Below are 13345 nucleotides of genomic sequence, written 5' to 3' on the forward strand. Positions count from 1 at the left end.
TGTTGCAGCGATCACATCGCCTGACCTCGTCGAACTCGAGGCAACGACGATGCGCCGAGCGCATGAGGTATCAGCCGGCGAACCTTCCCCGAACCTCCTCGAGGGTGAGCACGTCCGCGTACTTCGCCTGCAGGTCGAGCAGGTTCTGCCGGTGCATCCCCGGCTCCCGATCGCCGCACGCGTCGGACACCACCATCGGCCGGAAACCGTGCTGCAGAGCGTCGGTGGCGCTCGCACGGATGCAGCCACTGGTGGTCAACCCGCAGATGTACAGGGTGTCGATTCCGCGCGCGGTCAGGGTCGCGGCGAGGGACGTGCCGAAGAACGCGCTCGCGTACTGCTTCGTCACGACGATCTCTCCGGGCTCCGGTCGCGGCGCCGATGGAAAATCGCCCAGCGCGGACCCCTCCTCGAACACCGCGAGCGCCGGAATCTTCGACGTGAACAGTCCGCCGTCCGCGCCGCCCGGTTGGTAGCTGACGCGGGTGAAGACCACCGGTACCCCCGCGTCCCGAGCCGCGGCGACCAGAGTCGCCGCGGCAGCCACGGCGTCCTCGACCGGGGCACGCAACGGCGAGCCGTCGACGAGGTACGCCTGCACCACGTCGACGACCAGCACCGCGGGGCTGCGTCCCGGTCCGAGGTCGCCCGCGAACCCCGAGTCGCGGTAGGAGCTCAGCGTGTCACTCACGCGCGCAGTGCTTTTCGCACGTCCACCGGTGGGCGTGGTGCGGGCAGTCCCGTCTCCTCCTCGCAGCGTTCGAGGATGACCTCGAGCGACGGTCCCTTGTCGAACACCGCGATCTCGCCCCGATGGGCTGCCATGGTCTTGCGCCGTTCGTAGGACGCGTCGGAATCGACCGAGCCGTCCGCGCCGAGAACCACTCCGTATCCGCTCGATGCCGCCTCCGCGCTCACCAGGCCGCGTCGGACTTCGAGGGCGACGAGCTCGGGGTCGCGGGCCAGAGGATCGCCCCAGCCGCCCCCGCCCCAGGTGACGAAGTGCAGAACGTCGCCGCGAGCAACCTCGACGTCGTGAATCTTGCTGGGCAGAATTTCGACGTCGCCGGATGCGCGGACGATCCACTTGCGCCCGCGCGCACCGGGTTTGCCGCCGTTCACACCCCACGGGTAGGTCAACCACCGGTCGTCGTGGATGGCGATGGTGCCGGGTTCTTCGAAGTAGTAGGCCACGTCGACACCGTTCCCGCCGCGGTGCAGGCCGGCGCCCCCGGTGTCGGTGATCGTCTCCCACCGTTCGATTCGCAAGGGGTAGTAGGACTCGAGGTATTCGCACGGGATGTTCACGAACGACGGCCACAGTGAATGGCCGTCCGGACCGTCGCCCATGGGCCGGCCGGGGATGCCGCCGAAACCGATGGAGTACAACTGGAACCATTCGCCGTCGCGCGGTCCGCCGTCGTAGTAGCCCGAATACATGAAGTGCGGCGACGACGAAAAACCTGCGGCATTGAGGATTTCGGGGTTGTTCTTGCCCAGCAGCCCACCGAACAGGTCGAAGACACGGCCGATCCCGTGGTTGCGTCCGTTCAGTGCGGCGGGATATCGCGGTTTCCAGAACGAGTCCTCGGGAATGGTCACGTCGATCAGTGGGTAGAACCCGTCGTTCCACAAGATCTGCGGATCGGCCACGGTGATGACGTAGATGCCGAAGAACATCCGCACGAGATTCTCGTTGATGAAATAGTTGATCGGGCCGACGGCCTGCGGAGCCGCCTTGCTGAAGTCGAGATGCACCTTCTCGCCGTGACGAGTGAGTGTGATCGCGAGTTCGTATGGGCCGTAACCGCATCCGTCGTCGCAGATGAAGTCGTTGAACTCGATCGTCTCGCCGTCCACGAACAACGTGGCGAGCAGGACCTTCATGGCCTGGTAGTTGCGCTCGAGGAGAGCGTCGAGTGCCGACAGGTAGACGTCGACTCCGAAGCGGTCGCACAGTTCGACGATGCGGCGCGACGCCGTGGTACACGCGGCGACGAGCCCGTTCAGGTCCGCGCGATTCCAGTCCGGCTTGCGGACCTGATTGAGGATGATGCCCAGCGCGGTCTCGTTCAGCTCACCCTTGCTGTAGAGCTTGAACGGCGGAATGATCACGCCCTCTTCGAAAATGGTGTGTGCGTCGGTGGGCATGGACGACGGAGTCTTGCCGCCCACGTCCGACATGTGGCCGAACATCGACGACCACCCGACGACGCGGCCCTCGTAGAAGATCGGCAGCACGATGAGCCAGTCGTTGGCGTGGCTGATGGCGGCGCCGCACGCGTACGGGTCCGACGTCAGCAGAATGTCGCCCTCACCGACGGTTCCGTTGAAGTTGTCGAGAAAGTCCGGAACCGAGAGGCCGAACTGGCCGACGACCATCTTCCCGCTGGGGTCGGCGATCAGCGGGAATTCGTCGTGCTGCTCCCGAATTCCGGGGGACAGCGCGGTGCGGAACAGCACCTCGTCCATCTCGTAGCGCGCATTGCGCAGGGCGTTCTCGATGATGTCGAGCGTGATCGGATCGACCGGGACGGTAGTGAAGGGGGTGGTCGACGTCTCGATGATGGTGGCCATCAGTTCTCCTGAGTCGAGGTGTGCCCGAGGGGGGCGATGAGCAGGCTGGCGCTCGGATGGACCGTCGCGGCGTGGCCCGAGAGCACCAGCGTCGTCGAGTCCATCTCCGTGATCACGGCGGGGCCGGTGACGACGTTGCCCGCCAACAACTTCGCGCGGTCGTAGATGCCGGCTTTCGCGTACGCGCCGTCCATCCACACGTCATTGGTCGAGACAAGTGCGGCCGAGGGATCTTCGCTGCCGGTCTCCAACGGCTGGAACGCGACGTCCGGGCGCGGTCCGCTGACCGTGACGCGCAGGTTGATCACCTCGCGCTCGTTCTCGAGCAGGAACGAGAACAGGCGCTGGTGTTCCTCGTCGAACGCTGTGCCGAGTGTTCCGAGCAGATCTCCCGAGTCCAGAGCGGATGCGTCCAGGTCGACGGGAATTTCGAACCCCTGTCCCTGATACCGGAGGTCCACTTGGTACTTCGCCGATTGCTGCTCTGAAGGAACACCTTCCGCCGACAGCCGTTCGGCGGCAGACTCCGCTAGTTCGGTCAGCGCGGTACGGAGCTCACCGCCGTCGGTCGCGGAGAAGGCGCGAATCATGGTGCGCGCGCTTTCGTCTCGGACACACGTGGTGGCGTCGCCGTAGGCGCACAGGACGCCCGGTGAGGGCGGCACGATCACGGGCCACGCACCGGTGAGTCGGCCGAGTGCGTTGGCGTGCAACGGTCCCGCGCCGCCGAACGACACGAGCGCGAAGTCGCGGGGGTCGTACCCCTGCTGCACGCTCACCAGTCGCAGTGCGCCGAACATGTTCTCGTTGACGATGTCGACGATTCCCGACGCCGCTTCCTCCACGCTGCCCAGTTCGATCGCGTCGGAGATCGTGCTGACTGCGGTTCGGCTGGCCTCCACGTCGAGTGCGACCTCACCGCCGGCCAGCGCTGCCGGCAGGTACCCCAGCACCACGTTGGCGTCGGTCACCGTCGGTTCGGAACCGCCCTGTCCGTACGCGGCCGGGCCGGGATCGGCACCGGCGGACTGCGGGCCGACGCGTAGCGCCTTCGTCAGTTCCGGCACGTGTGCGATGGAACCGCCTCCTGCGCCGACAGTCCGGACGTCGACGCTCGTGGCGCGCACGGCGAGGTCGCCGACTTTCGTTTCCCTGCCGATACGCGGCTCTCCGCCCAGGACGAGCGCCACGTCGGTGGAGGTACCGCCCATGTCGAAGGTCAGGAAGTCGGTGTACCCGGCCTGTTCGGCGAACCACACGGCACCGGTGACGCCGCCCGCCGGGCCGGACAGGAGCAGCGAGACAGGTGATTCGGCCGCTTTCGCCGACTGGACGAGTCCGCCGTCGCTGCGCAGGATGGACAGCGGTGCGCTGATTCCCTTGTCCTGCAACGAGCGATCGAGATTGCGAACGTAGCGCGACACCTCGGGCTGGACGTAGCTGTTCGCCACGGTGGTGAGAGTGCGTTCGTATTCACGCATCTCGGGCAGAACGTTGCTCGAGATCGAGATCGGAATCCCGGGCAGCTCGCTTGCCGCCCACTCCGCGATCTGCCTCTCGTGAGCGTCGTTTGCGTAGGCATTGATGAGCGAGACGGTCAGTGCTTCGATACCCGCACCGGCGAGCCGGCGAAGCTGTGACCGCGCCTGCTCCTCGTCCAGTGGGGTGATCTCGCTTCCGTCGGCTGCGAGACGCCCCACCACCTCCACCGTGTTCTCGAGCGCAGCAAGCGGTTCGGGCTTGGGCCAGATGATCCATCCGGCCAGACCGCCGGGGACGAACGACCGGGCGATCTGCAGGACCTGCCTGAACCCGTCCGTGGTCACCAGGCCGACCCGGGCACCTTTGCCCTGCAGAATCGCGTTGGTCGCGACGGTGGTGCCGTGCAACACCTGACCGATCTCCGACGGTTCGATCCCGGCCTCGGTGCAGACCTTCGCAATTCCGTTCAGGACGCCGATCGACTGGTCTGCCGGAGTCGACGGTGTCTTGGCTCTGAAGGTGGTTCCGGTCGTCTCCTCGAGAAGCAGGACGTCGGTGAAAGTCCCGCCGACGTCGACGCCGAGTCGGTAACGCATGGTGTTCTCCCGTGGGGTATGGGTGGGTCGGGCAGAGATGGTCAGATGACGCCGCGTGCCGCGAGGGCTTCCTGGTCGGACTCCGTGACGCCGAGGAGGCGCCCGTAGATCTCGGAGTTGTGTTCTCCCAGATCGGGTCCGGGGTGCCGGACCGATCCGGGACTGTCGCTGAGCTTCGGTGCGACGTTCGCCATGGGAATCTCACCGAAGTCCGGGTGCGCCAACCGCACGATCGCCTCCCGCGCCGCGAAGTGCGGATCGTCGAACATGTCTCGTGCGGTGTAGATCCGGCCCGCGGGAACGCCTGCCTCGTGCAGAACGTCGAGAACCTGGTCCGTCTCGCGGGTGGAGGTCCACTCGGCGACCAGATCGTCGAGTTCGGTCATGTTCTTGCCCCGCGATTCGTGATCCCGGTAGCGGGGATCGGTGATCAGGTCCGCGCGGTCCATCGCGGTGGCGAGCCGACCGAAGACCGAGTCCTGGTTCGCTGCAACCAGAATCATCTCCCCACCCAGGGTGGGATAGACGTTGCTCGGAGCGATGTTGGGTAGAACCGATCCCGTACGTTCTCGCTGATACTTGCCGATGTCCCATTCGGGGAGAAGCGACTCCATCATCGCGAGCACCGCCTCGTAGATCGCGGAGTCGACCAGTTGCCCTCGGCCGGTGTTCTGTCTGTGATGGACGGCGGTGAGCACTCCGATGGTGGCGAAGACGGCCGCGAGCGAATCGCCGAGCGAAATTCCCGCTCGCGACGGTGGAAGGTCGGGATTGCCGGTCACGTATCGGATTCCGCCCATCGCCTCGCCGATGGAGCCGAATCCTGCACGCGGAGAGTACGGTCCGCTCTGCCCGTACCCGGTGACTCTGGCCATGATGAGCCGGGGGTTGGTCTCCCGGAGATCGTCGAAACCGAGCCCCCACCGTTCCAGGGTGCCGGGCCGGAAGTTCTCCACGACGATGTCGGCGTCGGCAATGATTCTGCGCGCCAACGCCTGCCCCTCGTCGCTGCGAAGGTTGCACGTCACCGACTTCTTGTTTCTCGCGACCACGGGCCACCACAGAGACTTCCCGTGCGCCTTCTCCCGGCCCCACTGGCGCATCGGATCACCGACGCCCGGAGGCTCGAGCTTGATCACCTCGGCTCCGAAGTCGGCGAGGAGCTGGCCGCAGAACGGGCCGGCCAGTAGCTGACCCATCTCCACCACCCGGAGGTCGGAGAGTGGGCCGGTGGGTTCCGTCATGAAGACTCCTGTGTCTCGTCGGACGTAAGCGATTGCAATAGAACGTGTTTGGCGGCTCTCACATGGGTACGCATCACAGCGTCGGCCCAGGTCTCGTCCCTGGCGCGCAGGGCAGCGACCAGATCGCGGTGATGGGCGTGACTGCGCGCGAGATCCACCGGCGCGTAGCGGTGAAAGGTGCGCATGACCAGGGGAAGCTGAATGACGGCGCCGAGCATCGACATCAAGCGAGGGCTGGCCGCCGCGGTACGCACGATGGCGTGGAATTCGTCGTTCAACTGAGCCATGAGGTCGAGTCGCTGCTCCGCGCCGTCCGCGGCGGCCTTCTCCATCTCGTCGCACAGCTCGGCCATCCGGTCGGTGTCCTTCTCGGCGATGCGGGTCGCCGCCCGCGACGCGGCCATGGATTCGAGCGTCATCCGCAGGTCGTAGATCTCATCGAGGTCGTCAGCGGTCCACCGATAGACCCGGGCGCCCCGGTGGGGCAGCACCTCGACGAGCCCTTCCATCTCGAGCTGACGCAATGCTTCGCGCACGGGGGTACGGCTCGTCTCGGTCAGTTCTGCGATCTCGACCTCACCGAGTCGCGCGCCCGGCGCATACGTTCCGGCCACGATGGCGTCGCGAATGTGCGAGTACACGCGGTCGACGGCTCTCGGCATGTTCTCCCTGCCCTGTCGATTGATTGTTCACAATCTAGGGCGGAACGCGTCTCTTGTCCTGGGTTCAGTGGTTAATTTTCTGTTTCGCACTCACCTATTGCATACAAAAGACGCAGGGCGGAAGATGTGGGCATGACTGCGGTACAGCTCGTCGAGGTAGGCCCACGTGACGGATTGCAGAACGAGGACGCCGTTCTGACCGTCGACCAGAAGATCGAACTGATCGCACGGAGCGTGGCGTCGGGAGCCCGGCGAATCGAGGCCGTCAGCTTCGTCAATCCGAAGCGGGTGCCACAGATGGCCGGTGCCGAGGAGGTCATGGCCGGCGTCGAGCGCAGCGATTCCGTGTCCTATATCGGGCTGGTCCTGAACCGACGAGGCCTCGAACGCGCGCTGGCGGCCCGGGTCGACGAAGTGAACGTCGTCGTCGTGGCCACCGAGGAGTTCAGCCAGCGCAATCAGGGGTGCTCCGTGGACGAGGCGGTGTCCGCCGCCCACGACATCATTCGTGACGCACGGGCAGCGGGGGTTCCCGGAACCGTCACCGTCGCAGCGTCATTCGGGTGCCCCTTCTCCGGTGAGGTCGATCCCGACACGGTGGGAGCCCTGGTGGCTCGCATCGCCGAGTGCGAGCCGGACGAGATCGCGCTGGCCGACACCATCGGCGTCGGCGTACCGGCGCAGGTGCGAAAACTGGCCGATGTCTTCTCGCGTAACGCGCCGAACATCCCGCAGCGCTGGCACTTCCACAACACCCGGAACACCGGCTATGCGAATGCGCTCACTGCTCTCGACACGGGCGCGAGTGCGCTCGATGCCAGCATCGGCGGTTTCGGTGGGTGCCCGTTCGCTCCCGCCGCGACCGGGAACGTCGCGTCGGAGGATCTGATCTACGCGCTCGATCGCTCGGGTGTCGAGACCGGCGTCAGTATGGACGTACTCGTGGAGGCAGCGACGTGGCTCGGTCCGGCTCTGGGTAAAGCCGTCCCGGCGCAGCTCGGGCGGGCAGGCGGATTCCCCGCGAATTGAGGACCGCGCCTGACCTGATTACCGCCTAACGTCGTCACCACCACGACGAAGGGACATCCGATGGCCGGCACCTACACATCCGTTTCGCTGAGCGTCGACGTGACGGGGGAGAAGCTCGATCTGATCACCATCCTCACCGACCAGGTGCAGATGCTCGAGATCACGGCGAAGGGGCTCACCGACGATCAGGCGCGTGAGCGGACGACGGCGAGCGAGCTCACGCTGGGCTCGTTGATCAAACACGTCGCGACGGTCATCCGCGGGAACATCGCGATGTTGGAGGAGCGTGACGAGAACTCCGCCATCGACATGTCCGGTCTCGACGAGGCCTTCTCGTTCGGGCCCGATCAGTCCATCGAACACTGGGTAGGCGAACTCCACGCTGCGGGAGAGGCTTTGGCGCAGTACGTCGCGACGGTCGAACTGGACGACATGATCCCCCAGCCCACCGCACCCTGGGCGCCGGAACGCGTCTGGATGTCGGCACGGCAGGTGCTGCTGCACCTTCTACGCGAAATCGCCCACCACAGTGGGCATGCCGACATCATTCGCGAGGCGCTGGACGGGCAGACGACGATGGGGGCGCTGTGGTCGCCTGAGTAGTTTCGGCTCGACTGGTCACTTTCCCGCACGACTCACACGTTGCAGCATGTGAACATTGCTGGAAGGTGCGCAGTCGTCACGACCGCCTCGTCGTCCGCGGTGCCGGCAGCGTCTTCGCCAACGCAATCGCCCGGCGCAGCCTGTGGGCCGGCGCATCCGTCGTCAGCTCCGCCCACGTCCAGCGCACGACTTGCCAACCTAGGGAACGCAACCGGTCCTCGCGCAGCTTCTCCGCGATCACGACGTCCGACCCGTCGGGGCCGCGGTACTTCATCAGTCCGTCGAATTCGCCGATGACCCCGTCGACCTCGAAGTCGGTCCGGGCGAGGAAGTGGCCGTGTTCGTCGAACAACTCGGATTGCAGTGCCGGTGCAGGGAAACCCCAGCGCTGCAGCTGAACTCGGCTACGCGATTCGCCGACTGTCTCCGACCGGCCGTTCATGAACGCAACTGCCCGTCGTGCTCGGGCAATGCCTCGCCGACCGGAACTCCTCTCGACAGTGGTCCGCAGATCGAGGTGCGGCATGGACCTCAGCGCCGAGTCGCCCGTACACACGGCCGACTCGAACGACAACGAACACGCGAGGTCCACGATGGTCCGCGCCGCCGACGTGACCAGTAGGCCGTCGACCTCCCCGACATCGTCGGAGTGCAGTACCGACGCATGAACCACGCGCTGCGGTGTCGACCTGCTCCCGGTGGATCGGTCCGCTGTCAGGTGCACGCGTCGGTCGCGATCCGGCCAGACCTCGAAGCCGTGCAGCGCAGCGGCGGACTGGTGGCTGATCACAAATCCGGAGGTGGAGGCGAGGGACGTGGCGCGAACGGTGCACAGATAGTGCTCGCGGTCGTCGGGGATGCTGTCGACGTAGAAGCCGCGCCGGACAGTGTGGATTGCACCGGACCTTTTCGCGGCGCGGATTTCGCCGTCGGTCACGCCGCGGTCGCTCAGTTCACGTCTCAATATAAGTGCCATCAACCCAACCTGGACTGCGAGCGTCCGAGTGCGCTGATCCCTATCCACAGGCCGGACTGCTCACGTTCCAGCAGCCCTCACAGGCCGCAACTGGTGCGGATTGCGGAAACAGGTCCAGTCCTCACCCGAGCGGTATCGTTCCCTTTACCAACACAAGGGAGATCACATGGCTGGCGGACTCGTCGCTCTGCTCGACGACGTCGCGGCGCTCTCGCGTCTGGCGGCGGCATCTTTGGACGACATCGGTGCCGCGACCGGCAAGGCGACGGCAAAGGCGGCGGGTGTCGTGATCGACGATGCAGCTGTGACGCCGCAATACGTGCGCGGGCTTGCCGCAGAGCGGGAGCTGCCGATCGTCAAGAAGATCGCCATCGGCTCGCTGCGCAACAAGATCCTGATCATTCTGCCGATTGCGTTGCTGCTCAGCCAGTTCCTGCCCGGTCTGCTCACTCCTATCCTGATGCTGGGCGGCGCATACCTGTCCTACGAAGCAGCGCACAAGATTTGGGGTGCGCTCACCGGTCACGGTGCACATGCCGCAGCCGACGAGGGACCACGGGACGAGAAGACGGTGGTCGCCGGCGCAGTACGCACCGACCTGATTCTGTCGGCCGAGATCATGGTGATCGCACTCGATACTGTTGCCAGCGAGGGCTTTTGGAACCGGCTCATCATTTTGCTGGTCGTGGCTGTCGTGATAACCGTGGTGGTCTACGGCGCCGTCGGGCTGATCGTGAAGATGGACGACATCGGGCTGCGGCTCGCCGAGAACTCGTCGGGCTTCACCGAGAAGTTCGGCCGCGGTCTGGTCACGGCGATGCCGAAGGTCATGTCCGTGCTGTCGGTCGTCGGTACGGCGGCGATGCTCTGGGTCGGTGGCCACATCCTGCTGGTCGGCATCGACGAGTTGGGGTTCCACCCGATCTACGAACTCGTGCACCATGCCGAGGACGCAGTACACGGTGTCGCCGGCATCGGTGGGGTTCTCGCGTGGATCGTCAATACGATCTGTTCCGCCATTCTGGGTTTCATCGTCGGTTCGCTGATCGTCGCGATCATGTCGGGCGTGGGCAAGCTGCGGGGCAAGAAGGATGTCGCAGCCTCGCACTAGGGTTTCGGGCATGAGTGTGTTCGATCGGCTGGTGGGCCAGCACGACGTGGTCGCCGAGCTCACCGACGCCGCCACCGCGGCACGCGACGGCATCATCGGATCGCGAATGACGCACTCGTGGCTGTTCACGGGCCCGCCGGGATCGGGTCGATCGATTGCAGCGCTGTGCTTCGCAGCGGCCTTGCAGTGCGTCACCCCCGGCGAGGTCGGGTGCGGCCACTGCCATGCCTGCACCACGACGATGGCGGGCACCCACGGCGACGTTCGCCGCATCATCCCGCAGGGCCTCAGCATCTCGGTCAAGGAGATGCGCGGCATCGTGCAGACCGCCGCCCGCAAGCCGACGACGGGCAAGTGGCAGATCGTCGTGATCGAGGACGCCGACCGCCTCGGCGAGCGCGCCTACAACGCGCTGCTCAAGGCCGTGGAGGAGCCGCCCGAGCGCACGATCTTTTTGCTGTGTGCTCCGTCCGTGGATCCCGAGGACATTGCCGTCACCATCAGGTCGCGCTGCCGCCACGTCGCGCTGGTCACGCCGACGGCCGACGCCATCGCTCGAGTGCTGCAGGACACCGACAAGCTCGACGAGCGAACTGCGCACTGGGCAGCGTCGGTCAGCGGTGGGCACGTCGGACGTGCACGTCGACTCGCGACGGACAGCGATGCCCGCGATCGACGTCAACGCGCACTGGGCATCGCCCGCGCTGCGTCTCGGCCCGCAACGCAGTACGCCGTCGTCGAAGAGTTGGTGAAGGCCGCGGAGACCGACGCCGTCGAAATGAACGCCGACCGTGACGAGCGCGAGACCGAGGAACTGCGCACCTCGCTCGGTGCGGGCGGTACCGGTAAAGGTGCCGCGGGGGCGCTGCGCGGTTCCGCCGGTGTCCTGAAGGAGCTCGAGGCGCGGCAGAAGTCGCGTCGGACGCGAACCGGTCGCGACTCGTTGGATCGCGCGCTCATCGACCTCGCGGGCCTGTATCGGGACGCGTTGTCGCGGTCGTACGGGTCGACGGTGACCCTCACGCACCCCGATATGGCCGACGAGGCAGACGGTCTGGCCAAGGCGGCGACCCCGGACAAGCTGCTGCGGTGCATCGAGGCCATCCTGGAATGCCGGGAGGCGCTGTCGCTGAACGTCAAGCCCAAGTTCGCGGTCGACGCCATGATCGCGACGTTGGGTGCGGCGACCCGGTGACCACCCGTTTTCGTGCATCCGCGAGGCTCCGTTAGACTTGTGGAGGTTCTTCGGGACCGCGCCGCCTTAGCTCAGTCGGTAGAGCATTTCACTCGTAATGAAAAGGTCAAGAGTTCGATTCTCTTAGGCGGCTCCAGCACTTCCTCGATCAGCGGTCATGCGCAGCGCATGGCCGCTTTGTGGTTGGCAACGAGCTAACTCTCCAGCAATGCGGTCACCGCACGAGCCGCCAGCTCGATGGATGCGTCGGCCGCGTCGTCGTCACGGTCGGCGAGCCACGAGTTCGCAATTCCGTCGGCGAGGGCGATGAGAAGAGCTGCGACTTCCGAGCTGGGCGCCGACCAGCGAAGTCCCGACGATGCCGTCCACTCGTCCAGGTTGCGGGTCACTTCCCGTCGGTACTCGGACTGTTCCCACCGCGACAGGTGACTCAGTGCGGGGTCGCGGTGCGACATGGCGGTCAATTCCATGAGGCCCAGCGCGCGATCGGGATGGGCCGCAACCAATGCCAGTCGCGCACGCAGGCCCGCGGCGATGCGTTCTACAGGCGACACCGGTTCGGGCGGCGGATCGAATGCGACCACGAGAGACGTGCGCAGTTCCCGCTCGAGGATGGCCGTGAACAGTTCCGCCTTGGAGCCGAAGCAGTAGTGGAACGAGCCGTGGGGGAGTCCGGCGCGAGTGGTCACGGCTCGGGTGGTCACCGCGGCCACCCCTTCTTCGGACATGACCGATGTGGCAGCGTCGACGAGTTGACGTCGACGTTCGTCCTGCGGACGGTGTTCGCGAGGGGGCGCCATCGGCTGATCCTAATGATTTGGCCAAGTGGCCAATTCTTTCGGTACGCTCGCAACATGACCTCTCCACGCTTCACCATCCGCCCAGCTCGACCAGGCGAGCGCGCCGCCGCCGCGCCTCTGGCCGAAGCCTTCGAGCACGATCCGGTTCTGGCGTCGTTCGTCCCTGAAGGCCCTCGTCGACGCCAGCGGCTCGAAATGCTCTTCTGGGCAATGATGTCGAGCGGCCCGCTTCAGGCCGGGACGGTCGACGTCGCGATCGACGCCGACGGATCCATCGCCGGAACCGCGGTGTGGGAATCGGCTCAGCCTCATCGAGAGTCCACGCGGCAATTCCTGGCCCAGATCCCGAACTACGTGCGTGCACTCGGACTGAAAGGCGCGATGGCGGCCGCCCTGCAGCGATCGGTGCTCCAGCGGCCGCGGCCCAAGCTTCCGCACTGGTATCTCGCCGAGATCGGTGTCTCGTCTCGTGCGCGCGGATCGGGTGTAGGCACAGCGCTGCTCGAACACCGCCTCGAGTTGATCGATCGCGCGAACGAGGCGGCATACCTGGAGTCGTCGACGGAGCGCAATCGGGGTCTGTACCTGCGTCACGGGTTCGTCCCCCTCGGGGCCATCACGGGTCTGCCGTCGGGAATGCCGGAGGCGATGTGGCGACCGCGCGCCTCGCTTGCGACCAACCGCTCAGCCGTGTGACGCTCGCACCATGCAGCTGGAAGGCGAGGAACGGAGCGACGCCGGCCGGACGCCGACCGGCTCCGAACGAATCGAGCTCACCGTCAACGGCGAGGTGTTCATCGTGACGGCGCGACCGGACGATCCCGCGACCGCCGACTACGAGTGGGTGACGGGCCCGAATCCCGGCTACGGATTCTCCAGCACGCAGCTCGTCTCCTACGGCAGCGTCGTCGATCGGGCGGGTTCGCCGACCCCGGACTTCGGCTTCGAGTCGGTCGAGCGCCACCGCGAGGCCATCCGAAACTTCCTCGGCCAGATCGATCCGGAAACCGGTTATCTCGCAGACTGATTCAGTCGGCTTCGTCAGACGGGACCTCAGGGCGTGAACACCG

General features: G+C 65.9%; 13 protein-coding genes and 1 tRNA gene. 7 read left to right on the top strand and 7 right to left on the bottom strand.

Translation table 11 applies throughout. From position 1 onward, the window contains the following. Nucleotides 1–70: 70 nt before the first annotated feature. From AC59JP_RS13090 to AC59JP_RS13110, 5 genes are read right to left on the bottom strand one after another with little or no spacing between them, the layout of a single operon-like run. On the bottom strand, nucleotides 71–691 hold the full coding sequence (locus AC59JP_RS13090) for an isochorismatase family protein (protein ID WP_497326201.1): 621 nt from the start codon (nucleotides 689–691) through the stop codon (nucleotides 71–73). Further along, on the bottom strand, nucleotides 688–2577 hold the full coding sequence (locus AC59JP_RS13095; protein WP_497326202.1) for a hydantoinase B/oxoprolinase family protein: 1890 nt from the start codon (nucleotides 2575–2577) through the stop codon (nucleotides 688–690). The genes AC59JP_RS13090 and AC59JP_RS13095 overlap by 4 nt, the downstream gene beginning before the upstream one ends. After that, on the bottom strand, nucleotides 2577–4655 hold the full coding sequence (locus AC59JP_RS13100; RefSeq protein ID WP_497326203.1) for a hydantoinase/oxoprolinase family protein: 2079 nt from the start codon (nucleotides 4653–4655) through the stop codon (nucleotides 2577–2579). The genes AC59JP_RS13095 and AC59JP_RS13100 overlap by 1 nt, the downstream gene beginning before the upstream one ends. A 41-nt stretch (nucleotides 4656–4696) precedes the next feature. Then, nucleotides 4697–5899 (bottom strand): CaiB/BaiF CoA transferase family protein, encoded by a 1203-nt coding sequence (locus tag AC59JP_RS13105; protein ID WP_497326204.1) that lies wholly within the window; start codon nucleotides 5897–5899, stop codon nucleotides 4697–4699. Then, complete coding sequence (locus tag AC59JP_RS13110; protein ID WP_497326205.1) at nucleotides 5896–6561, bottom strand: GntR family transcriptional regulator; 666 nt, start codon at nucleotides 6559–6561, stop codon at nucleotides 5896–5898. The genes AC59JP_RS13105 and AC59JP_RS13110 overlap by 4 nt, the downstream gene beginning before the upstream one ends. A gap of 132 nt (nucleotides 6562–6693) precedes the next feature. On the opposite strand from AC59JP_RS13110, the gene AC59JP_RS13115 reads away from it, so the two are divergent. Then, nucleotides 6694–7590, top strand: coding sequence for a hydroxymethylglutaryl-CoA lyase (locus AC59JP_RS13115; RefSeq protein WP_497326206.1), 897 nt, complete (start codon nucleotides 6694–6696; stop codon nucleotides 7588–7590). Nucleotides 7591–7650: 60 nt separating this feature from the next. Further along, the gene (locus tag AC59JP_RS13120; protein WP_497326207.1) at nucleotides 7651–8193 is read left to right on the top strand and encodes a mycothiol transferase; all 543 of its coding nucleotides are present in this window, start codon (nucleotides 7651–7653) and stop codon (nucleotides 8191–8193) included. Nucleotides 8194–8269: 76 nt separating this feature from the next. Here AC59JP_RS13120 and AC59JP_RS13125 read toward each other — a convergent pair whose 3' ends face one another. After that, nucleotides 8270–9130, bottom strand: coding sequence for a hypothetical protein (locus AC59JP_RS13125; protein ID WP_497326208.1), 861 nt, complete (start codon nucleotides 9128–9130; stop codon nucleotides 8270–8272). A gap of 205 nt (nucleotides 9131–9335) precedes the next feature. Between AC59JP_RS13125 and AC59JP_RS13130 the strand changes: the two genes are divergently transcribed. From AC59JP_RS13130 to AC59JP_RS13140, 3 genes are all read left to right on the top strand, one after another. Then, nucleotides 9336–10280 carry a DUF808 domain-containing protein gene (locus tag AC59JP_RS13130; RefSeq protein WP_497326209.1) on the top strand — a complete coding sequence of 315 codons (945 nt, stop codon included), beginning with the start codon at nucleotides 9336–9338 and terminating at the stop codon, nucleotides 10278–10280. A 10-nt stretch (nucleotides 10281–10290) separates the two neighbouring features. Beyond that, on the top strand, nucleotides 10291–11475 hold the full coding sequence (locus AC59JP_RS13135) for a DNA polymerase III subunit delta' (RefSeq protein ID WP_497326210.1): 1185 nt from the start codon (nucleotides 10291–10293) through the stop codon (nucleotides 11473–11475). A 60-nt stretch (nucleotides 11476–11535) separates the two neighbouring features. Further along, nucleotides 11536–11611 (top strand) — tRNA-Thr (locus AC59JP_RS13140). A gap of 58 nt (nucleotides 11612–11669) precedes the next feature. Here AC59JP_RS13140 and AC59JP_RS13145 read toward each other — a convergent pair. Then, nucleotides 11670–12275, bottom strand: coding sequence for a TetR/AcrR family transcriptional regulator (locus AC59JP_RS13145; RefSeq protein WP_497326211.1), 606 nt, complete (start codon nucleotides 12273–12275; stop codon nucleotides 11670–11672). Between the two features lie 54 nt (nucleotides 12276–12329). Here AC59JP_RS13145 and AC59JP_RS13150 point away from each other — a divergent pair, with 54 nt between their 5' ends. Then, the gene (locus AC59JP_RS13150) at nucleotides 12330–12971 is read left to right on the top strand and encodes a GNAT family N-acetyltransferase (RefSeq protein ID WP_497326212.1); all 642 of its coding nucleotides are present in this window, start codon (nucleotides 12330–12332) and stop codon (nucleotides 12969–12971) included. 10 nt (nucleotides 12972–12981) lie between these two features. After that, complete coding sequence (locus AC59JP_RS13155; RefSeq protein WP_497326213.1) at nucleotides 12982–13302, top strand: hypothetical protein; 321 nt, start codon at nucleotides 12982–12984, stop codon at nucleotides 13300–13302. Nucleotides 13303–13345: the final 43 nt, after the last annotated feature.

The organism is Rhodococcus sp. 320_ES, from assembly GCF_059691855.1.